Annotated in this window: 22 protein-coding genes and 2 riboswitches; of the genes, 11 read left to right on the top strand and 11 right to left on the bottom strand. The window is 36.5% G+C overall.

Translation table 11 applies throughout. The features are described from left to right. Nucleotides 1-35 precede the first annotated feature (35 nt). Nucleotides 36-1,085 (top strand): class I fructose-bisphosphate aldolase, encoded by a 1,050-nt coding sequence (fbaB, locus tag HMPREF3129_RS04225; protein ID WP_004243453.1) that lies wholly within the window; start codon nucleotides 36-38, stop codon nucleotides 1,083-1,085. 53 nt (nucleotides 1,086-1,138) lie between these two features. Here fbaB and thiD read toward each other — a convergent pair whose 3' ends face one another. Then, nucleotides 1,139-1,936 (bottom strand): bifunctional hydroxymethylpyrimidine kinase/phosphomethylpyrimidine kinase, encoded by a 798-nt coding sequence (gene thiD / locus HMPREF3129_RS04230; protein ID WP_004248297.1) that lies wholly within the window; start codon nucleotides 1,934-1,936, stop codon nucleotides 1,139-1,141. A gap of 50 nt (nucleotides 1,937-1,986) precedes the next feature. Beyond that, nucleotides 1,987-2,075: riboswitch (TPP riboswitch) on the bottom strand. Nucleotides 2,076-2,594: 519 nt separating this feature from the next. Here thiD and pagP point away from each other — a divergent pair. Continuing rightward, complete coding sequence (pagP, locus tag HMPREF3129_RS04235; RefSeq protein WP_004243456.1) at nucleotides 2,595-3,233, top strand: lipid IV(A) palmitoyltransferase PagP; 639 nt, start codon at nucleotides 2,595-2,597, stop codon at nucleotides 3,231-3,233. A gap of 101 nt (nucleotides 3,234-3,334) precedes the next feature. Here the strand turns inward: pagP and HMPREF3129_RS04240 are convergent, their stop codons facing one another. Together HMPREF3129_RS04240 and mgrB are read right to left on the bottom strand one after the other, a co-directional pair. After that, on the bottom strand, nucleotides 3,335-4,717 hold the full coding sequence (locus HMPREF3129_RS04240) for an amino acid permease (RefSeq protein ID WP_004248300.1): 1,383 nt from the start codon (nucleotides 4,715-4,717) through the stop codon (nucleotides 3,335-3,337). A 146-nt stretch (nucleotides 4,718-4,863) separates the two neighbouring features. Further along, nucleotides 4,864-5,160 (bottom strand): PhoP/PhoQ regulatory lipoprotein MgrB, encoded by a 297-nt coding sequence (mgrB, locus tag HMPREF3129_RS19115; protein ID WP_004243459.1) that lies wholly within the window; start codon nucleotides 5,158-5,160, stop codon nucleotides 4,864-4,866. A 217-nt stretch (nucleotides 5,161-5,377) separates the two neighbouring features. Here mgrB and HMPREF3129_RS04250 point away from each other — a divergent pair, with 217 nt between their 5' ends. From HMPREF3129_RS04250 to brnQ, 3 genes are all read left to right on the top strand, one after another. After that, nucleotides 5,378-5,764 carry a helix-turn-helix domain-containing protein gene (locus tag HMPREF3129_RS04250; RefSeq protein ID WP_020945857.1) on the top strand — a complete coding sequence of 129 codons (387 nt, stop codon included), beginning with the start codon at nucleotides 5,378-5,380 and terminating at the stop codon, nucleotides 5,762-5,764. Nucleotides 5,765-5,887: 123 nt separating this feature from the next. Then, complete coding sequence (gene yidA / locus HMPREF3129_RS04255; protein WP_070486824.1) at nucleotides 5,888-6,694, top strand: sugar-phosphatase; 807 nt, start codon at nucleotides 5,888-5,890, stop codon at nucleotides 6,692-6,694. A 301-nt stretch (nucleotides 6,695-6,995) separates the two neighbouring features. After that, entirely contained in the window at nucleotides 6,996-8,348 is a 1,353-nt protein-coding gene (gene brnQ / locus HMPREF3129_RS04260; protein ID WP_004243464.1) for a branched-chain amino acid transport system II carrier protein, read from the top strand. A gap of 67 nt (nucleotides 8,349-8,415) precedes the next feature. On the opposite strand, the gene HMPREF3129_RS04265 is transcribed toward brnQ, so the two are convergent. Then, the gene (locus HMPREF3129_RS04265; RefSeq protein WP_004250813.1) at nucleotides 8,416-9,300 is read right to left on the bottom strand and encodes a peptidoglycan recognition protein family protein; all 885 of its coding nucleotides are present in this window, start codon (nucleotides 9,298-9,300) and stop codon (nucleotides 8,416-8,418) included. Nucleotides 9,301-9,430: 130 nt separating this feature from the next. Then, nucleotides 9,431-10,900: an alanine/glycine:cation symporter family protein gene (locus HMPREF3129_RS04270; protein ID WP_004243466.1), complete on the bottom strand. Its 1,470-nt coding sequence runs from the start codon at nucleotides 10,898-10,900 to the stop codon at nucleotides 9,431-9,433. 1,346 nt (nucleotides 10,901-12,246) lie between these two features. On the opposite strand from HMPREF3129_RS04270, the gene HMPREF3129_RS04275 reads away from it, so the two are divergent. Then, a complete protein-coding gene (locus tag HMPREF3129_RS04275; protein WP_004243467.1) occupies nucleotides 12,247-12,471 on the top strand; it encodes a DNA polymerase III subunit theta in 225 nt (74 codons plus the stop codon). A gap of 116 nt (nucleotides 12,472-12,587) precedes the next feature. Here HMPREF3129_RS04275 and yebF read toward each other — a convergent pair whose 3' ends face one another. Together yebF and HMPREF3129_RS04285 are read right to left on the bottom strand one after the other, a co-directional pair. After that, complete coding sequence (yebF, locus tag HMPREF3129_RS04280) at nucleotides 12,588-12,983, bottom strand: protein YebF (RefSeq protein ID WP_004248304.1); 396 nt, start codon at nucleotides 12,981-12,983, stop codon at nucleotides 12,588-12,590. Between the two features lie 97 nt (nucleotides 12,984-13,080). Further along, entirely contained in the window at nucleotides 13,081-13,263 is a 183-nt protein-coding gene (locus HMPREF3129_RS04285) for a YoaH family protein (RefSeq protein ID WP_004243469.1), read from the bottom strand. A gap of 112 nt (nucleotides 13,264-13,375) precedes the next feature. Between HMPREF3129_RS04285 and pabB the strand changes: the two genes are divergently transcribed. From pabB to mntP, 4 genes are all read left to right on the top strand, one after another. Further along, nucleotides 13,376-14,770 (top strand): aminodeoxychorismate synthase component 1, encoded by a 1,395-nt coding sequence (pabB, locus tag HMPREF3129_RS04290; protein WP_017827495.1) that lies wholly within the window; start codon nucleotides 13,376-13,378, stop codon nucleotides 14,768-14,770. Further along, entirely contained in the window at nucleotides 14,757-15,317 is a 561-nt protein-coding gene (locus HMPREF3129_RS04295) for a CoA pyrophosphatase (RefSeq protein WP_004250809.1), read from the top strand. Before pabB ends, HMPREF3129_RS04295 begins: the two co-directional genes overlap by 14 nt. 185 nt (nucleotides 15,318-15,502) lie before the next feature. After that, nucleotides 15,503-16,864 (top strand): L-serine ammonia-lyase, encoded by a 1,362-nt coding sequence (locus HMPREF3129_RS04300; RefSeq protein ID WP_004248310.1) that lies wholly within the window; start codon nucleotides 15,503-15,505, stop codon nucleotides 16,862-16,864. A gap of 456 nt (nucleotides 16,865-17,320) precedes the next feature. Beyond that, nucleotides 17,321-17,459: riboswitch (yybP-ykoY riboswitch) on the top strand. 60 nt (nucleotides 17,460-17,519) lie between these two features. After that, on the top strand, nucleotides 17,520-18,104 hold the full coding sequence (gene mntP, locus HMPREF3129_RS04305; protein WP_004248311.1) for a manganese efflux pump MntP: 585 nt from the start codon (nucleotides 17,520-17,522) through the stop codon (nucleotides 18,102-18,104). A 53-nt stretch (nucleotides 18,105-18,157) separates the two neighbouring features. On the opposite strand, the gene rlmA is transcribed toward mntP, so the two are convergent. Together rlmA and psiE are read right to left on the bottom strand one after the other, a co-directional pair. After that, nucleotides 18,158-18,970, bottom strand: a complete 813-nt coding sequence (gene rlmA, locus HMPREF3129_RS04310; protein ID WP_070486828.1) for a 23S rRNA (guanine(745)-N(1))-methyltransferase — start codon at nucleotides 18,968-18,970, stop codon at nucleotides 18,158-18,160. 120 nt (nucleotides 18,971-19,090) lie between these two features. Next, nucleotides 19,091-19,504, bottom strand: coding sequence for a phosphate-starvation-inducible protein PsiE (gene psiE, locus HMPREF3129_RS04315; RefSeq protein WP_004248313.1), 414 nt, complete (start codon nucleotides 19,502-19,504; stop codon nucleotides 19,091-19,093). 241 nt (nucleotides 19,505-19,745) lie between these two features. On the opposite strand from psiE, the gene HMPREF3129_RS04320 reads away from it, so the two are divergent. After that, nucleotides 19,746-20,189: a universal stress protein gene (locus HMPREF3129_RS04320; protein WP_004248314.1), complete on the top strand. Its 444-nt coding sequence runs from the start codon at nucleotides 19,746-19,748 to the stop codon at nucleotides 20,187-20,189. A gap of 108 nt (nucleotides 20,190-20,297) precedes the next feature. On the opposite strand, the gene HMPREF3129_RS04325 is transcribed toward HMPREF3129_RS04320, so the two are convergent. Beyond that, the gene (locus HMPREF3129_RS04325) at nucleotides 20,298-21,116 is read right to left on the bottom strand and encodes an MBL fold metallo-hydrolase (protein ID WP_036918527.1); all 819 of its coding nucleotides are present in this window, start codon (nucleotides 21,114-21,116) and stop codon (nucleotides 20,298-20,300) included. A gap of 130 nt (nucleotides 21,117-21,246) precedes the next feature. After that, nucleotides 21,247-21,681: a universal stress protein gene (locus tag HMPREF3129_RS04330; RefSeq protein ID WP_004243479.1), complete on the bottom strand. Its 435-nt coding sequence runs from the start codon at nucleotides 21,679-21,681 to the stop codon at nucleotides 21,247-21,249. Nucleotides 21,682-21,975 lie beyond the last annotated feature (294 nt).

Raw genomic sequence — 21,975 nt, forward strand, 5'->3', positions numbered from 1 at the left:
AATCACTGTCATCTCATCGTGAACTGGAGTAAGTAATGACTGATATAGTAAGTTTGTTAGGTGCTGATGCTAACTCATTATTGGAACATCGCTGCCAAACCATCCCAAGCGAAAATCTCTACCTGCCAGGTTCTGACTTTGTTGATCGTGTGATGATTGATAACAATCGCCCTAATACCGTATTGCGTTCTATGCAAACCCTGTTTAACCATGGTCGTTTAGCAGGAACGGGTTATCTTTCTATTTTACCTGTCGATCAGGGTGTTGAACACTCTGCCGCTGCCTCATTTGCCGCGAACCCACTCTATTTTGATCCCAAAAATATTGTTGAGCTTGCCATTGAAGCCGGATGTAACTGTGTTGCTTCCACCTATGGTGTTCTAGCTTCTGTTTCTCGTCGTTATGCACACAAAATCCCATTTTTGGTAAAACTTAATCATAACGAAACATTAAGCTATCCAACTCAATACGACCAAACGCTGTATGCCAGTGTTGAACAAGCCTTTGAAATGGGGGCTGTTGCTGTAGGTGCGACTATCTATTTTGGTTCTCCAGAAAGCCGCCGCCAAATCGAAGAGATCTCGATGGCATTTGAACGTGCCCATGAATTAGGCATGGTTACCGTATTATGGGCATATTTACGTAATCCAGCCTTTAAGAAAGATGGGGTTGATTACCATGCAAGTGCTGATTTAACAGGTCAAGCCAACCATTTAGCATCAACCATTGGTGCCGATATTGTTAAACAGAAAATGGCTGAAAATAACGGTGGCTTTAAAGCGATTGGTTTTGGTCATACTGATGAGCGTGTTTACACTAAACTGACGAGCGAAAACCCCATTGATTTAGTGCGTTACCAATTAGCTAACTGCTATATGGGACGTGCAGGATTAATTAACTCAGGTGGAGCATCGGGTAATAATGATCTTGCTGATGCAGTACGTACTGCAGTCATTAATAAACGTGCTGGGGGCATGGGGCTTATCTTAGGTCGTAAAGCCTTTAAGAAATCCATGAAAGACGGTGTTGCTCTAATTAATGCCGTACAAGATGTCTATTTAGATAAATCTGTGACTATTGCTTAATTTTTTACGATTAAATTACGCATTGAAGCCCCTTTAATAGGGGCTTTTTGATATCACCACCAGCGATGAAAATGATGTACAGGGCCGAAACCTTGTCCCACCTCTAAACTGTCTGCCTGTTCTAACGCTTGCTGTAAATAGGCTTTTGCTTGTTCAACACAACTTTGCCAATCAGAAACTTGAGGACGAATAGCAGCTAAAGCGGCTGAAAGTGTGCATCCCGTACCGTGAGTATTTTTTGTATTGATGCGCGGTGAAGTAAATCGCCATTGCCCATCTTGGGTCAATAACCAATCAGGACTTTCTTTCTCGCTTAAATGGCCCCCTTTCATCAATACCGCCTGACAACCTTGATAAAGTAATGCTTCACCTTGTTGTTTCATAGTTGTTTCATCTGTCGCGATATCACAACCTAATAGTGCTGCCGCCTCAGGCAGATTTGGCGTGATCAAATCAACGCGGGGTAATAACTGAGTGAACATTTTATCAATAGCATCAGGTTGTAACAGTGGATCGCCACTTTTGGCAAGCATAACAGTATCAAGTACGACAAAAGGAATGGGATATTGCTGCAGTTTATCGCAAACGACATCAATAATACTGGCATTAGAAAGCATACCAATTTTAGCGCTATCTATTCTGACATCAGAAAGTACCGCATCTAATTGTGCTGCGACAAAATCAGGGGATAAATCATAGACAGAGTGTACACCACAGGTATTTTGCGCTACCAGTGCAGTCATGACTGTTGTGCCATATACACCCAGTGCGGAAAATGTTTTCAGATCAGCCTGTATCCCCGCCCCACCACTCGGATCGGTGCCGGCGATAGACAACGCGTTATATCTCACTAATTAACTCCTCCTTTACCAGTTACAGAAAAGTCGGGCTCTGTTAATCAGCACAGTGACCTTGACTTCCCTACGCTGGCATTATCCAGATCAGGTTATACGGGTTCATCTCAGCCAATAGGCGCCCCGAGCCAAAGCTTATATGATATAAGCCACAAGAGTATCGCATGCAGAAGATAAAGAAGCTAGCTTGATAATGACAACCTTTATCAGCTCACTTAACGTGCTTTAAGTTAACTTTTCTATTTTTGCCCATATAACAAACACTATTCATTATTAACGTTATATTAATATTTCAATATGCGATAAAAAAACCGATGGATATGTAATCGTTATATTATGTTATAATGTTTTTTAGATAATATTTAATCGTTATTATCTTACTTAGTTTTTTTTATTCTAAAATCTAATAAATTATGTATCATTATTAAGCTTAATAAATCCTCAATTATATTAACTAATACTATAAATAATTATCTTTTAAATGGGAGCAACTGAGATGCATCTCTTTGTAACCATTTGAAATTAAATATAATGTTATTAAAATAGTTCAATTTCGGATAGCTCTTATCTGAATATTTCACTAATTAAATAACACTATGACACAAATTTTTTTAACATTACCAGAACCACCGCAATGCCGTATTCGGAGTTATATATGTCATCTACCTATTTTCACTCTAGCCTATTAGCAGCTACACTGTTTTCAGTTACGTTAACAGCACCTGCTTTTGCTTCTGAAAATACGCAAAACACACCTCAGACTATTACGACAAAAAAACCTCAGCCAGCAGAGAACACTTTCTCAGAAAAAAATGAGGAAAGCTATTGGGGAAAATTTAAACGTAATCTTACCCAAACTTGGGATAATGACCAATATAACTACTATTTACCGGTATGGACTTGGCATAACCGTTTTACTTACGATAAAGAAAAAACCAATCGTTATAACGAAACGCCTTGGGGATTTGGTATGGGTAAATATCGTTATGATAATGAGGGTGATTGGCATGGCTTATATGCTATGGCCTTTATGGATTCCAATAATCGTGTACAACCTATTATGGGCTATGGTTTTGAAAAAATGTGGTATCCCGGTGGAGATAGAGAGGGTTTTCGCATGGGGGCGGGCTTTACCTTAAGTGTGACTGCTCGTCATGAGTATAACTATATTCCTATGCCATTACCTCTACCGCTAGTGTCAGTCGGTTATGGACACTTATCATTACAGGCGACTTATGTACCAGGAACCTATAATAACGGTAATGTTTTATTTGCTTGGTTACGTTGGCAGTGATCGATTGCCCTAATAAAAAAATAAAGTGACCCTTTTTAGAGTCACTTTTTTAATATCGCGTTTTTCTTATCTTTCGCTTAGGCTAACTTAGCCAAGATAATTTAACTATCTTGCCTTGCTTGTGTGGTTGTCAGCGATTTTTTAGTTCTTGAGATCTTAAAACCTATCCAGAGCAAGCCTACCCAAAATGGCATCAAAATAACGGAAATATTAATTTTTGGCATCATTAGAATAATGACCAAAATCATACATAAAAAGGCTAAACACAGATAGTTACCATAAGGATACCAAAGTGCTTTAAATGAAGGCTCTACACCCTCTTTAATTTTAGCTGCACGGAATTTTAAGTTTGCTAAACAGATCATGATCCAGTTAAGCACTAATGTTGTTACCACTAATGCCATTAATAGCTCTAAAGCTTGATCAGGGAGTAAATAGTTAACCAAAATCCCGAGTGATGTGGCTATCGCAGATAACCCCAAAGAAATAACAGGTACACCACGTTTATTAACCTTAGATAATGAATGCGGTGCATTGCCTTGTTTGGCTAAACCGTACAGCATCCGGCTATTAGAATAAACGCCACTGTTATAGACAGATAATGCCGCGGTTAAAACCACCGCATTTAAAATATGGGCAACAACAAAATTATCTAAATTATGGAAAATAAGTACGAAAGGACTTTCTCCTTTCACCACTTGGGTCCAAGGATAAAGAGAAAGCAGTACAATCAATGAACCAATATAGAAAATCAAAATACGATAAACAACTTGGTTAGTTGCTTTGGGAATACTTACTTTAGGATTTTCTGCTTCTGCGGCGGTGATCCCCACCAGCTCAAGTCCCCCAAATGAGAACATCACAATAGCTAATGCAGACATAAACCCAGTAAAGCCATGAGGGAAGAAACCTAGCTCCCATAAATTGCTCACAGAAGCTTGTGGACCACCATTACCACTGACCAATAAATAGCTACCAAATAAAATCATACCAACGATCGCCAAAACTTTTATAATGGCAAACCAAAACTCGGTTTCACCATACATTCTGACATTAATTAGGTTAATTAAATTAATAGCAACAAAAAACACCGCTACCGAAACCCACACCGGAATATCAGGTAACCAATAATTAATATATTTTCCTGCGGCGGTTAATTCAGCCATACCGACAAGAATAAACATAACCCAGTAGTTCCAACCTGATAAAAAGCCAGCAAATGGCCCCCAATACTTATTGGCAAAGTGACTAAATGAACCCGCAACCGGCTCTTCGGCAACCATTTCACCAAGTTGGCGCATGATCATAAACGCAATAAAACCACCAATCGCATAGCCTAATATAACTGATGGCCCAGTCATATTAATGGTTTGCGCGATACCAAGAAACAGACCAGCGCCGACAGCCCCACCCAGCGCAATCAGCTGGATATGTCGATTTTTAAGACCGCGCTTTAATTCTGCTTGTTGCGACTCTTTCGCCATACATCCTCTTTTCTTCATCTATCAGGTAAAAGTGTAAATCAATGTTTACGATTTTGTTTATTTCAAGCCACCATTAAAACACTAATCTGACTTGAATAACAAATACATTTTGTGATAGAGGGGAAAAAGCATAGAAAGCGGGTTTTTTACGGCTGCTTAGAGGGAAATAAGATGGTAAAGCGACAGATACCTTGCTGAAAATCTTCGCCTTGATCGCAAAAATTATCTAACGCCACAAGGTACAACCCCAAGCTGATAGCTAATATAATTATTAAGCTAATAATTATTTTCTTTGCGTTCAAATTAAAATCCTTTAAATACATTTTGTTTATAGTACTTATTACAAAATAGGCATTCGCTTTAATACGATAACAACGCCTATCACTGTTGTTATAAAATTCGCAATAAGTTATCTCTAAGATTAAATTTAGCATAGTTTTCATAAAGAAAGTTAAATGCTTCCTCGACAGAAAACAGATAATTGGCACTATTTTTTCTTAATTGTACGCAAAATAGGCATTTTTATTTTAATTACACATTTTGCCAACACATAGAAACAGCAATCAACTAATATGGATTTCTCTGTTTGCCACTTTTTGTATAATATTAAGGAGTTAATTTTGTTTTTTACCTTAACTTCATCGATAGAATGGAACTGTAATGCCACAAGATAATCATCTCGCATTAGTTTGCGCGCTAAGTAAATGGATTGAGGAGCATTTAGGTCGCGTAATACACCTTGAAGAGCTAGCGGCTTACTCCGGCTATTCCCTTTGGCATATGCAGAAAATTTTTAAAGAAGTCACGGGCACCTCTTTAGGAAAGTATATTCGCCAACGCCGTTTAGCGGGGGCTATCCATCTTTTACGCACCAGTGACCGCTCAATATTTGATATTGCATTAGATTTCGGCTTTGGCTCGCAATCACACTTTACGTATATGTTTCGTAAAGAGTATGGCATCACTCCATTTGACTTTAGGCAAAATCAAGATATCGAGTTAGAGACAAAACAGCCCTTACATTTGCAATCACTTTGTTGTGATTAGACTGACTTTTATGTGGCATAGAGATATTCTCTTTCGTGTCACATAAATAAAGCCCCAGTTATGTGATGATAATGCCTCGCCCTTACCAACCATTAACTGCTTTACTTTAATATGGGGATGATAATGAGTATTAAGCTTATCGTTATTGATTTAGATGGAACGTTACTAAACGAACAACATGAGATCACACCTGAAGTACATCAAGCGATCCAACATGCTAAAAATTCTGGAGTGCACATTGTTCTTGCATCTGGGCGATCTTTTAACGGCATCTCTCCCTACTTAAAAGCACTTAATCTTGATACATCTGATAACTTTTGCATTAGCAATAATGGTAGCCAAATTCACCAAGCAGAAAATGGTGAAATTATCACCGAAGACTTGCTCAATTTTGAAGATTACCTCTATTTTGAAGATCTCTCCCGTGAGATAGGTGTTCACTTTCATGTTTTAAGTGATAATAAAATTTATACCACCAATCGCCATATTAGCCATTTTACTTGTCGTGAAGCATTCTTAACGTGGACACCTCTCTATTATCGCCCCTTAAGCGAAATGCAAAGAGATATGCGCTTTAGTAAATTTATGCTCGTTGGTACACCTACGGTATTAGATAACGCAATGCAATATTTACCTGCTAATATCTATCAACAATACAGCATATTACGTAGTGCTCCTTATTTTATTGAGATATTAAATACCGATGTCAATAAAGGAAACGCGGTACAAAAAATAGCAGAACATTTAAAAATCACTCCAGAGAAAATAATGTGTATTGGCGATCAAGATAATGATTTAGCGATGTTACAGTATGCAGGATTGGGTGTTGCGATGGGAAACGCCCCTGAAGAGATCAAAAAAGTGGCGAAATTTATTACATTATCTAATAAAGAACACGGTGTTGCCGTCGCTATCAATAAATTTATTTAAACACGATATTTTTTGTGTTTTATCACTAATGTCTACAAAATTATATAGCAATTGTGATCCTAGCTAGAGGATCACACTGCTTGCCCCCCTGCTTTATAGCCATTTATTATGCTCCTTTTCCTGCTGGATCAGGATTAAACACCTATTTCTTCTTACATCTCCGTCAGAATTTGTTACTATCAATTCTCTTTTCGTTATTCAAACACTATTTTTACAAGATAATTACCTAGTAATTAGGCTAAATATAGAATAACAAGTATAAATTATTAATATATTCTCTCTCAGACAGGTAGTATTAGTTATGCTTTCAACAAAAGACATGCTAGTCCTTGGAATGATGGTTTTTGCTCTTTTCCTTGGCGCTGGTAATATTATTTTCCCTCCAATGGCAGGTTTCCAATCTGGAAACCAATGGTTTAGTACGTCATTAGGATTTTTGGTTACGGGTGTCTTACTCCCTTTTTTAACCTTAGTCACCGTAGCTATTCGTGGACGTGGTGAACGCCTTTCTATCGACTTGCCATCATGGTTTGCGGTGTTATTTTGGATTGCACTTTACCTGATTGTCGGTTCTACCTTTGCAATGCCTCGGGTCACGAACACCGCCTATGAGATGGGATTTTTACCTCTTGGTCTTATTGAAAAAAATACTACGACCCATCTGACTTTCGCATTAATATTTAACCTATTAAGTATGTTCTTTATGCTTAAACAAGGTACGATGATCAGTGCCATCGGTAAATTCATGACCCCAGCGCTCTTAATACTCCTGGTTGTCGTTGGTATTGCTGTGGTGGCTAAACCGCTTTCCCCTATTGAAGAGCCTACCGGCCTTTATGCGGTAAATGGCTTCTTCTCCGGTATTATTGACGGTTATCAAACCATGGATGTGCTATCTGCTATGGCTTTTGGCGGGATCGTCGCTCGTGCGTTATATACCAAAGGGATCACCAATCCTAAACAAATTGGTTTTATCACCATAAAAGCGGGGATGATTTCGGTTTTACTCTTAGCCGCCCTTTATTTATGTTTATTCTATTTAGGTGCCACAAGTCACGCGGTATCTGTTTTTGCTGATCCAGCACTAAATGCCACTAACGGTGGCCAAATCTTCTCACGTTACGTAGACGCTTTATTTGGCTCTGTCGGTACTTGGTTGATGGGCGGGATTGTTTTATTAGCCAGTATGACAACCTTAGTCGGGGTTACTAGTGCTGCGGCAGACTACTTTGCGACATTCCATCATCGTTTAGGCTATCGCTTCTGGGTTGTAGTATTTACACTGTTAACGACGTTAGTCTCTACTTTTGGTCTTGATACCTTATTACGTGTCACTATTCCTGCATTATTAATGATTTATCCAACATCGGTGACACTAGTCTTACTACAATTTGTTCGCCATAAACTAAAATCACCGCGTTTTACTTACCGCTTTACAATCTGTGTCATTGTTTTAATGAGCCTACTTGACACATTAAAACAGTTAAAATGGCTAAATGGAGATTTATTACAACTATTTAGTTACATTCCACTGTCTGAGTATGGCCTAGGTTGGTTATTACCGGGTATTATTGCATTCGCAATTTCATTACTAATTAGTCTCAGTTTTAAAGAAACCGACACAGAAATTGCTACACCTAATACAGTAAAATAAATCTATTATTGCAACTAGCCCCAAAGTAAATAGTCACTTTGGGGCTAGTTTTTATCCTTAATAACTATCAATTATCTGAATGTTTTATTGACTCAGTTGATGGCTGTATCCACTTAGTTCGATATTTATCAATTAACGCCATTAAAATAGCTTCTGACTGCGCATCAGGAATACCTTTAATATCACTTGGTCTAAAATGCATTTGAAATGCGCTAACCACTTTTTGCGTTTCAGGATCTAATATCCCTGTTGTTGGTGTTTGATAACCATACTTCGCTAACAAGGTTTGAAAATTAGCAATATCAACAGGCTCCGATGCAGCTCTTCCCGCTAAATAGAAAGTAACTGTTTCATCATCTGGCCAAGCGCCTATTCCTTGTTTCGCTAATTCAGCCCATGGGAAAAGTGGTCCCGGATCAACTTTGCGTTGTGGAGCAATATCACTATGCCCGACCACATTTTGTGGTTCAATACCATAGCGTTGAATAATATCTTTCATCATCATAGTAATGGTTGAGAGTTGTTCTGCGGTATAAGGTAACCACTCTCTTAATGTACCCTGATCTTTATAACCATAATTCACTATCTCAATACCAATTGAACCATCATTTAAACCTGCACTATTTCCCCACTGACTTAGCCCCGCATGCCATGCTCTTTTATCTTCACTCACTAAAGCAAACACAACCGGCTTACCATCAACATAATTTGGTTTGGTAGGAATTAAATAATGACTGCTTACATTTCCCGAAGTTAACGTTTTTAACGATTCTTTATCGTCAACGGCGGTGTAGTGCATAACTAAAAATTTTACGCGATTATCTTGCCCAGGATTATTGGGAACAACTTGTGCAAAATAATCCCCCCTATCAATAAGCTGAGGTTGCTGAACACAACCTGAAAGCAACCCCAAAGTAACAAGTAAAAAGAGACTGTAGCGACTAAAGATCATTATCCATCCTGAATACATTAGACTATAAATTTAAGGCTAAATTGTAGACAAAAAACCCATATTAAAAAATATGGGTTTTGTATTTTGGTTTTTTTTTAATAATTTTTTAATGAATACCGTACTTGCTCAATTATTGCCTCACCTTTTCACAGCGGACTAACGGTTCATTAGGTAAAGGCTCTTTATCCCAAATACCTTGCTCTATATCATTTTGTAATTCAGGGTATTGGCGAATATTGAAAGTGGGTAATACACCAGCTTGTCGCTGTTGGTTATAATCTTTAATTAACTTCAAAGCGACGCCTGAAAGTAAAATAATGGCAATTAAGTTAGTGACAGCCATCAATCCCATCGAGAGATCAGCCATTTTCCACACTAACGGCATTTCAGCCAAAGCACCAAACATCACCATCGCCAGTACGGCTGATCTGAGTAAGAATAGCCCTGTCATATGATTGCGGCCTAAAAAAATCATATTACTTTCAGCATAGGCATAATTTGCAATAATCGATGTAAAGGCAAAGAAAAAAATCGCAACAGCAATAAAAGTACTCCCCCAACCACCGACAGTTGACGATAATGCTAGCTGGGTTAACTGAATACCATTAATACCATCTTGATAATTATCTAACACACCTGAGGATAAAATAATCACTGCAGTCGCACTACAAATCACCAAGGTATCCATAAATACCCCTAACATCTGAATATAACCTTGCGATGCTGGATGAGGTGGGTAAGGTGTTGCAGAAGCGGCGGCATTAGGTGCAGAGCCCATACCTGCTTCATTAGAAAATAGGCCGCGTTGAATACCTTGGGTCATCGCTTGACTAATACCATAGCCAATTGCCCCTGCTGCGGCTTCCTGTAAACCAAATGCGCTTTTAAAAATTAGCATAAACACTTCAGGTAAACGTTCAAAATGATCTGCAACAACCCAAAATGCTAATAATAAATAGGCGATAGCCATAATGGGTACAACCAGCTCAGCAACACGCGCAATCCAACGTAGACCGCCAAAAATAATAAAGCCGCTCATCACCACCAGTCCAATACCAACATATAATGGATCGAAATTAAATGCTGATGCAGCTGCTTGCGCTATTGAGTTAGCTTGTACCGCATTAAAAACAAGTCCGAAGGCAATGATGAGGAAAATGGCGAATAATACGCCCATCCAACGCATATTGAGGCCTTTTGTCATATAATAAGCAGGGCCACCGCGATAGTTACCTTCATCATCTTTAGTTTTATACAACTGTGCTAATGTACTTTCTATTAAGGAAGTCGCCATACCTATAATTGCAACTACCCACATCCAAAAAATGGCCCCAGGGCCACCTGCGGTCAGCGCAATTGCTACACCTGTTAAGTTACCCGTTCCAACACGTGCAGCTAAACTGGTACATAAAGCTTGGAATGAAGAGATACCTGATTTATCTGACTTATGACTATTTTTTAAAATAGAAAACATATGACCAAAATGGCGGATTTGAATAAATCCTGTTCGAATAGTGAAATAAATACCCACGCCAAGGAGTAAGTAAATAAGTACATATCCCCATAAAATGTTATTTGCAAAGTTAATTAGCCCTGTCAAATTAATCCCCTTATGTAATAACGTATATAACCTATCCTTACATCGCTATTGAAATAAAAAACAGATAAACACCTATAATTGAACCAATAAATGGCTTATGTATGTCTTTATCTCATATCAAAAATGATTGTCTAAAAAGCGACTTAAATGTAACACAAGATTATACGATATGTATATTTTTTGTTTATTTTTTTATTATTTAATCATTCTATTTAATTATCTTATTAACTAGAAACTTTAGCATAACAAAATAAAAAACCTATAAATATCATTTAGATAAATAATTAAAACATTCTATATTATAGAATAAAATAAATTTACTGATCTACAAAATATTGTTAATTGATTATTTAACAACATGCTAAAAGATGAAAAAAACACCAATAAGAATTGATTGTCAAATATACAATTTCCATTTTAAAGTGAGATTTAAATCAAATAAGTGGATTTATTAATTAAATATTCTCTTAGTAGTAATGCTAATAAGAATTTGAAAAGCGCATTATAAGAAATGCATAGTGAAAAAATAATATAACTTTAACGAACGAAATTATTATTTTTTAACAAAATATTAATAACTTTACTTTAGGGACAGGACTATTACGAACTCTATTAATAATAAATGTTTTAAAGTACTCCGTTTTTCTTCTCTATCTTCTTTGTTTTTACTTAAATTTTATTTTACTTATTTCCATTTTCTGCTTATTTATTATCGCCTTTTCCCTTTTGTTTCCATAACAATTTAATGTTGATTATTTTTTGATTAATAAAAAAATCAATATTCACGTAAATTTACTTATTAACCATTTAGTTAATTTTATTTATAATACATTTTTCCCTGGTGTTGTATTATTTTTTGCCCTGTTTCCCCAACAGGGCTTTTTTTTATCCTTATTTTTCATTCTGTTAGTGATTACTCAATCGTTTTTATAAAAATTAACTAAAAAAATAAAACATAAAATAGACAATATTAACATTTTATTAAAATTTAATTATTACTTTATCTATAATGTAAAAATAATCGATATGAATAAAATTGATCTAGATCAAATATAAAACTCGTCAAAATTGGTTACTGACTCAGAGAAACATTAAAAAAACTAATTTTAAATATAATTAATTCAATATAATAAACATGTTACCTTGGCTAGCTAAAAAATGTACCAGTAGAATAATTTATTTAAAGGCAATATTATTTACTACTAATAACTATTAGTAATAAAGTTTTTTATCCATTATCTATACAATTGCTTTCTATTTCTTTTTTTAAAATAATTTCTTTTAGTTACTTGCATTACTCATCGCTCTCTTTTACTTTACTCTCATATAACAAGGGAGAAAGTACGATGGGTTATAACCTTGCTGAACTTACACAAGAAGAAAAAGATAAAATTAATGTCAACCTAGCCGCTTCAGGGGTTGCCTTTAAAGAGCGTTATAATATGCCAGTAGTGGCTGATGCGATAGCAAGAGAGCAACCTCAAGCTTTACAAAGCTATTTTCAAGAAAGAGTGACCTTTTATCGAGCACGAAGCCAACACTATTCTCGCTTACCTTTTGAGTCGAAATAAATACCGTGCTCAGTATTAAAAAAAGAGATAAACATTTACGTTTATCTCTTTTTTATTTTCAAGTAATGATATAAAAAATGGGCGAAAAATCGCTATTTCTTATCAGTTAAATCATACTATTTACTTGATATATAGGTAATTTTATTCTCATCACAATTAACTTCAACATTGTAACGTAGATCGGTACGAGCACCTCTTACATCCAAGATAACATGATAGCTATTATCTCTTTTGATAACATCGTTCGCATTAATATTCGCCACAGGTTTTGGTCCTAGTGCTTTTTTATCATCCTGCCAGCGAGGTAATCGATTGAGTAAATAATCATTTTTCACTCTAGTGGCAAGTTGCTCTTTATCAAGATTAACACAACTAGCAAAAGGGGCTGAGCGCACAACATTATTATCATTATTCACATTTGTGACACTTTCTGCAGAGGCTCCAAAAGAAACCGCAAGAAAAAGACCTGCACCAAGTATCCCTGTTTGACCAACTAATTTGCTTAATTTCATAATAACCTCCCGAAAATATCCCTTAAAGCAGGACGAGTTTCTATTAAGCATAGCATAAGCAAAACAGGGTATTTGTGACATTTGTTAAAAAAATGTTTTAATCATTGTCATCGTCAAACACAATAGAGACTGATTCACGAGTCGTGTGTTTTTCTCTTAATTCTTGAGCGACCAATTGGATCGCCTCACCACTACTCATACCTTCGGACATCAGATGTTGAATTTTTTCTACTGCTTTTTGTTGTTCTTCATGTGTTAATGTAGGCATTCCTAGAAACATAATGTTACTCTTATCTTAATCGATTTCTATGTTGGTCTTTACAATAATGCAATCACTGAACTAATGATTGATAGTGTAAATGATACAGAATACTTGTTTAAATGGTCATAAAATGGATATGCAATTACAGCAACGTGAATTAACTTATACCCCTGATTTAGCATTACGGGTATTTGCGCCTATCGCCTCTTTGTCTTGGTCTAGTTTACTGCATTCAGGTTTTGCCGAACATCACCATAATCGTTTTGATATTGTTGTATCCGATCCTGCTATTACCTTAGAAACACGCAAACAAATTACCACTATTAAAGAGAAAACCGGTCGAGTCAAACGCTCTAAAAAAGATCCCTTTACGCTTATCCAAACAGCATTAGACGCTTTTAATTTTCATCCAGTCAGTGATGAAAGGCTTCCTTTTCTAGGTGGCGCATTAGGTATATGGAGTTACGATTTAGGTCGTCGCATTGAAATATTACCAGAATTAGCAAAAAATGAACTTAATTTCGCTGATATGGCTATCGGTATTTATGATTGGGCACTAATTGTTGACCATCAACTGAAAAAAGCCACATTAATAAGCTACCAAGATATTGACGCACGTCTCCAATGGCTAGCAAAGCACGCTGATAATAACACAATAGAAAAAAAAGAACCTTTTGTCTTAACTTCTCCATGGCAATCAAACATGAGTAGTGATGAATACAATGAAAAAATTGCTAAAATTCATCAATACTTACTTTCAGGGGATTGCTATCAAGTCAATTTAGCGCAACGTTTTTGTGCTAATTATAGCGGTGATGAATGGAATGCATTTTTAACACTAAATCAAGCGAATAAAGCACCATTTTCTGCTTTTATGCATTTACCTCATCATTTTGTTATGAGTATTTCTCCTGAACGTTTTATTCATTTAAGTGATCATAAAATTGAAACACGTCCAATAAAGGGTACCCTTCCCCGTAAAGCGCATCCCGATGAAGATGATGAACAAGCGCAATTGCTGGCAAATTCTCGTAAAGATCGTGCTGAAAACTTAATGATTGTCGATTTAATGCGCAATGATATTGGTAAAGTTGCCACAACAGGATCAGTCAAAGTACCTGAATTATTCGTTGTTGAACGCTTTCCCGCCGTACACCACTTAGTCAGCACCATTACCGCTGAACTTCCAGAAAATTTAAACGCAACTGACTTATTACGTGCGGCCTTCCCCGGTGGTTCAATTACTGGCGCACCTAAAATTAGAGCAATGGAGATTATCGAAGAACTAGAGCCACATCGTCGCCATGGATATTGTGGTGCCATTGGCTATATTAGTTTTTGTGGTACGATGGATACTAATATCTCAATTAGAACTCTACTGACGGAAAAAAATAAAATTTACTGTTGGGCGGGGGGTGGAATTGTCGCTGATAGCGTTGCCGAACAAGAGTACCAAGAAACCTTTGATAAACTTGGTCAAATATTAACTGTTTTAAGTGAAGTTTCTCCCGATGACACTTATTGATACCTTTATCAATCGCTTTCAACTTACTTTACCCGAGCCGGTAAATCAGCTTATTGATGCTAAAAAATCGGCAGCGGTTTTACTGCCGATTATCAATAAGCCTAATCCAACGATCCTCTTAACAGAGCGCGCATCAACGTTGCGCTCTCATGCCGGACAAGTTGCGCTCCCCGGAGGGAAACGCGATCCACAAGATAAAAGCCTCATTGAAACGGCATTACGTGAAGCCTATGAAGAGGTCGATATTCCGCCCAGTATGGTTTCTGTGATCGGCCAATTAGCCCCATTACGCAGTTCAGAAGGTTATTTAGTAACCCCCATTGTCGGGGTGATCCCCCCCAATTTATCTTTACGTCATAATCCCACAGAAGTCGCTTCTGTCTTTGAAATGCCATTAAGTTATGTACTCAATACTCAGCGCTATTTACCGTTAGATTTTCGTCGTGCCGGTAAAATGCATCGCATCTATTTTTACCCTTATGAAGGGCATTTGGTGTGGGGACTAACCGCAGCTATTTTACATAACCTCGCGTTGCATATTACTTAATTTATTATTTTATTATCCAACGCTATCTTTTTATCGTCACCACTACAACTGTACTTAGCTATTTTAAAAAAATGTTGTAAACTAGACTATTAACGGGACGATATAATCGTAAAAACGCTCCCCTTACTATAAATAACTATATTTTTATTATTTTTTTAACCCTCACTCTTATTAAGGAGTCTGACGTGATTAGCGTTTTCGACATGTTTAAAGTGGGCATTGGGCCATCTAGCTCTCACACCGTAGGCCCCATGAAAGCGGGGAAAGAATTTGTCGATGATTTAGTCAGCCAGGATCTGATTGCGTCTGTCACTCGCGTAGCTGTTGATGTATACGGCTCATTGTCATTGACAGGCAAAGGTCACCACACTGATATCGCAATTATTATGGGCTTAGCAGGTAATGCACCCGCTACTGTCGATATTGACAGCATTCCCGGTTTTATTCGTGAAGTTGAAGAAACTGGCCGTTTACCATTAGCAAATGGATTAAAAGTTGTCGATTTTCCAGCTGAAAGTATGCATTTTAGCAATGATAATCTTTCATTACATGAAAATGGCATGACAATTCATGCTTTTGCAGGTGACAAAGAAATTTATCGTAAAACCTACTACTCTATTGGTGGTGGATTTATTGTTGATGAAGAAAACTTCGGCAAATCTGTGCTTGACAGCCAACCTGTTTCTTATCCGTATGCAAGCGCTGAAGAGTTATTAAAACATTGTAAAGAAACCGGATTATCAATCTCTAGCTTAATGATGAAAAATGAGCTAGATCTTCATACTCAAGCCGAAATTAGTGCCTATTTTGCTGATGTTTATAAAACCATGCAAGAGTGTATCGAGCATGGTTTAAATACCGAAGGCGTATTACCGGGACCACTTCGTGTTCCTCGTCGTGCTGCGTCACTAAATCGTTTATTAACTTCCAGTAATAGCCTGTCTAACGATCCGATGAAAGTCGTTGATCTTATCAATATGTTTGCACTGGCAGTGAATGAAGAAAATGCCGCTGGTGGACGAGTGGTCACCGCACCAACGAATGGTGCATGTGGTATTGTTCCAGCTGTATTGGCTTATTACGATCGCTGTATTGAAAAGGTCACGCCTGAAATTTATACCCGTTATTTCTTAGCCTCAGGAGCGATTGGTATTCTTTACAAAATGAATGCTTCTATTTCTGGCGCTGAAGTGGGTTGTCAAGGCGAAGTGGGCGTTGCTTGCTCAATGGCTGCCGCAGGACTTGCTGAATTACTCGGTGCTAGCCCTGAACAAGTCTGTGTTGCTGCTGAAATCGGTATGGAGCATAACTTAGGTTTAACTTGCGATCCTGTTGCAGGACAAGTACAAGTTCCTTGTATTGAACGTAATGCAATTGCCTCTGTTAAAGCGGTAAATGCTGCTCGTATGGCATTACGTCGTACCAGTGAACCACGAGTTTCACTTGATAAAGTGATTGAAACCATGTACGAAACAGGTAAAGACATGAACGCAAAATATCGCGAAACCTCTCGTGGTGGATTAGCAATAAAAGTTCAATGTGACTAATTAGCCTGATTTTATTTCTAAAGTCCATTTATAATAAATGGACTTTTTTTATTTCAATAATAGTTAAATCGATTTAAAATAATAACCCTATAAATAACACCTATATTATTTATCTATAAATTACTTATCTATTTTAAAATGTCAGTTAATAACTATATACCTACCAAATATAGGTTTATTTAACTTTCATTTAATTTATTCTCATTTTTATAACTTATAATTTATGTGTGTATTAATTTTTTATTTTATCTAAAAAATAAGATAAAAATAAATAAACACATTGTTTATTATATGGTTAATATTTCATCATATTGAATTTTATCATTTTTTTAACATGATAATAATATAAAAAATATATTTTCAAACGAAAAAACAATAATGATAATTATTATCAATATCATCTTTTAAATATATGAAATAATATGTTGCCTTTCATAAATAATATGATATCTTCTGCATCAAGTCATTGGGGAGTAGCCTGTCTTAAAATAAATCTCATTATTTTAAGAAGTCTGTATCAACATACTCGCTTATTTTTATTTAGCGTGGTACAGACGCCATTATTTGGTTGGCAAGACCATAGACACATAATTGTACTTCTTTGGTTGGGGGTCAATTGTGTGTATATGGAAACACCCCAACCGAGGCTATTGTTATGAGTTTTTACGCCACAATTATTCTCGCCCTTGCTCTTTCTATGGACGCATTTGCCGTCGCTGTCTGTAAAGGCGCCACCTTACATAAACCTCATTTTCGTGAAGCCCTCCGCACCGGTTTTATCTTTGGTATTATTGAAGCAAGCACCCCGATTATTGGTTGGGCATTAGGTTTATATACCAGTCAATATATTATTCAGTGGGATCACTGGGTCGCCTTTGGTTTATTGGTTATATTGGGTGGACGAATGATTTATCAGAGTTTAAAGCGTGGTGATGATTGCATTTGTGAAGAGGCTCCTCAACGTCACGGTTCACTCTCTTTAATTGCGACAGGTATTGCCACCAGCCTTGATGCGATGGCAATTGGTGTCGGCTTAGCCTTTCTACAAGTCGATATTGTCCATACCGCGATGACCATCGGTATGATGACCATGATTATGGCAACACTGGGTATGCTGATCGGTCGCTATATTGGCCCTGTGCTTGGCAAAAAAGCTGAAATTATCGGGGGTATGGTGTTGATTGCTATCGGCTTTAATATTCTTTTTGAACATCTTGATCTGTTTATGTACGCACATTAAGTCGTCATAATATGAAAAAGCTTAGGTATGAACACAACCTAAGCTTTTTTATTCTAAACACGTTGATAAACACGAATTAAAAAATCAGTTTCACAAGCAAATTGCTCTGTTTTATCTAATGTCTCTTTTACCTCTTCACTCGCACGCCAAGCAAAAGGCGTCATTTGTAATAAATCAACCGCTTGTTTACCTGTTAACGCCATATTATAAGCAACTTGATGCTGTGCTATTTGCTTGAACCCAGCAAATATCTCATCTTTTAGTGGGTGAAGATGCACTGTTGAATAAATCAACGCTTTAAGTTGATAAAGATGGCGCGGTGCGGGTGTCACCGTAATAATATATCCACCTTGAGCAATAACTCGTGTTAATTCGCTGGCATTGCAAGGGGCATAAATACGTACCACTGCATTTAATGAAGCATCACAAAAAGGCAGACGTTGGCTGGACGCAACGCAAAACTGAATAGGAGCATAGCGTTTTGCTGCATATTTAATGGCAACCTTCGCCACATCTAAGCCATAGACTTGTGGATTTTTTGACTTTAGTTGTTGATATATCTGATAGGTATAATACCCTTCTCCACAACCAATATCTAACACCTGAGGATTATCTTCCGGTAAATGTTCAGCCACTAATTGAGCCACTTTGTCTCGCATTGGTTGATAAAAGCCCGCATCTAAAAAATCACGCCGAGCACTAATCATCTCTGCACTATCCCCCGGCTCTTTAGAACGTTTAAATTGTACCGGGAGTAAATTAACATACCCCTCTTTAGCGCAATCAAATTGATGGTGATTGTCACAAACCCAACTATGGGCTTTAAGAGCAAGTGGCTGGGAGCAAAGTGGACATTGATAAGACATAATATTTTTACATATTCCAAAATAAAATTGGGAGAGATAATAACATATCTCCCCCAATCATGCGGAAAACCTTAATGCACAGAGACCATTTCAATGCATTGTTGACATATTGTTATTCGGTTAGCTTCGTTTTAATTTTTCGGTATTTGCAATAAATAACGCGATAACGAGCAATAAAATGGCGCCGGACTGAATCAAAGTATCTACCGAGTCTTTATGTTCAACAATAATCAGACGCACAATAGCTGTAATACCTATATAAATAAAATACCTTAAAGGAAAATGACCACCGGATAAAAAATATTTTACAATCAATGCGATAAACTCAAAATAAAGGAAGTAGATCAAAATTCCTTCTAATAACTGATAAGAAGATTCTTCAGCAGCTAAGTTAAATAATAAAGAGGCGATAACATAAGTTTCTTTGATCAAAAAACTGACTAATACGATGGCTAGAATAAGTAATCCGCAATTCAGCACCCATTGTAATATTGTTGCAATACATTTTAATAATTCTTCGCTTGATTTTCTCATAGCTTTATAACCTAATGTTATCATTTATTGATAACAAATAATGATAGTAAACTACCTGTCGTTAACTTGGCACAAGTTTAATAGAACAATCTTTTTTCCACACCTATTTTTTATCTTTTAGGGCTAAAAACCCCAAAATAATGGCGCCATAATCGCAATATTCATCTTTAAATTTCAGCTTAGCCACTAAATTACCTATACTACTCGAGTGAAAAGGTTAATTTTTTACAGAAGGTAAATTATGGCTAAAACAATACTGGTAGCAATTGACTTATTAGAAGATGATAGAATTCACCGTATGGTTAAAGATATTCAATTTCTAGCAAGAAAAGCTGATCACTATTTTCATTTTGTCACAGTCATGCCTAATTTACGTTCTCTTGAAGCTTATGGGCTTGATTGTGATAGCCCTTCAGTTATAGAGAAAAAACATCAAGCCGTTATTTTGTTAACTGAAAAACTAGCACACTGTGTTCAACAACAATTCCAATTACCTAAAGAGCAGTACCAATGCCATGCCCTTATAGGGACACCAAATTATAATATTCTCGAACTCGCCAATAAGATGAATGTAGACACTATTGTCATTGGCTCTAGCTCTCGTAATAGACATAATATATTGCTTGGCTCTACTGCAGATTATATTGTTAACAACACCAATTGTTCTGTTTTAGTGATCCGTTGATAATTGACGATACATTGTTAATAAAAAATGCTAGGATTAAAATCAAAAACCTTTTTTTAATCTCACACTAAAATAAGCAATCCCATTTTTAATTAACATATTGATATATCATTTAAAAAATAATTTTTGCCCTGTATTAAAATCTTTGGCATTAAGATAGCTACGGCCAAGTGCACCGGTACAATGGCAACCATAAACCTCAACATGGTGGCCTATTGCTTTTTTCGCTCTTTTTAACGTCGCCAGTGAGGCACAGCGAAGATGTAGCCCTCCGACAATAGCTTGGATCTTGCCATTTCCCGTTATTTTTTTCGCATGGCGAATAATCGCATCAATACCCGAATGGCTACATCCCGTAATAATCACCAGTCCTTGCTGACCTTGCCAAACCAGAAAACTATCATCAAGTACATAATCATCCGTTTCGCTACTTTCACTGACAATAACGCCATAACGTTTATGTATTTGACGCTCGGTTACTTGACCAGAATAGATAAATCTTTTATCGATAGCTTTAGGTGTCGCTGTTAACTGAAATGAAAACTGCTGTTCTAGCTGCGGTCGGTTAAAAAATGGAGTAAGACGCTTAAATTTAATAGACTGGCGCCCCATAAAAAGTGCTGAATAACGTACTGAAAATAAATCAGGATGGGCAATAATATGTGGCTTAGTAATAAAGAAATCCTCATTTAAATGAGTTAATCCACCAAAATGATCATAGTGCCCATGGGAAATAACAATTGTCGTTAATGACGTCAAATCAATCGCCATTTTTTTAGCATTATTGATAAAAGTGAGATCTTTACCAGTATCAAATAAAATTTTACTTTCGCTTTCAGTGTCTTCTAATAGCAGTGAAAGGCCAGGATAATGGCTAAGGGCGGGATCGCTTGTCTTATTTTCTAGTAGTGCCGTAATAGTAAGCATAATTTTTAATTATTATCTTATAGGGGATAATGCATGATAATTAAAAATAGCTAGAGTGCCAAATTAAAAAAGCAGTTGATAAGACGCCATCAACCGCTTAATGGTATTACTATATAAAATAAAGAGTCGGCTATCTTGCTACCATCACTGAACGTTTCGCATAACGGGTAATATCTGCCGCTGTTGAGCCTAAATGATAGCTGTCTGCTTCAGGATTATGTGAGCTAACAACAATTAAATCAGCATTAACCTGATCGGCTATCTGCAATATGCCATCTCGTGGTTTACCAATGCAGATATGCGTTTCAATACGATCTTCCGGTAAATCAAATCGAGCAATAATTTTTTTTAACTCTTTTTCTGCTGATTTTTTTAAACATACTTGGTCAAGTTGATCGCCATTCATCACTAAGCGATAATAAGAAGATTGTGGCAACTTTGGTAAAACATACAAAAAATGGACATAGGGATCTTCTCTTTTGGCAATGTTCTCCACTAATGTAATGGCTTTATTTAGTAAGTTATCTTCATCGATATCAATGGGAACCAAAATAGTCTTATACATATCGCCTCCTATTATTTTTTAATTGTAGGATAGTCTATTTTGAAAAAAATACCGGATATAGTTAACATATTTAAGAAATAGATTAATAATAATAGATATGTATAATTCACATGCACTTAAAGTTTTTGAATTAAATTATACTTAGAGAAAATAAAATTTATTTTAAAATAATATATTGCTTTAAATTTTCAATTAAAAAATAAAATAACAAATTTATATTCGAAATATTCTGACTAATGGTTTAACTCAAATTAAAGTATAACCCTATCGAAAAAGATAGGGTTATATTTATCC

Origin of the sequence: Proteus sp. HMSC14B05 (assembly GCF_001808035.1) — a bacterium.
Classification (GTDB): domain Bacteria; phylum Pseudomonadota; class Gammaproteobacteria; order Enterobacterales; family Enterobacteriaceae; genus Proteus; species Proteus mirabilis.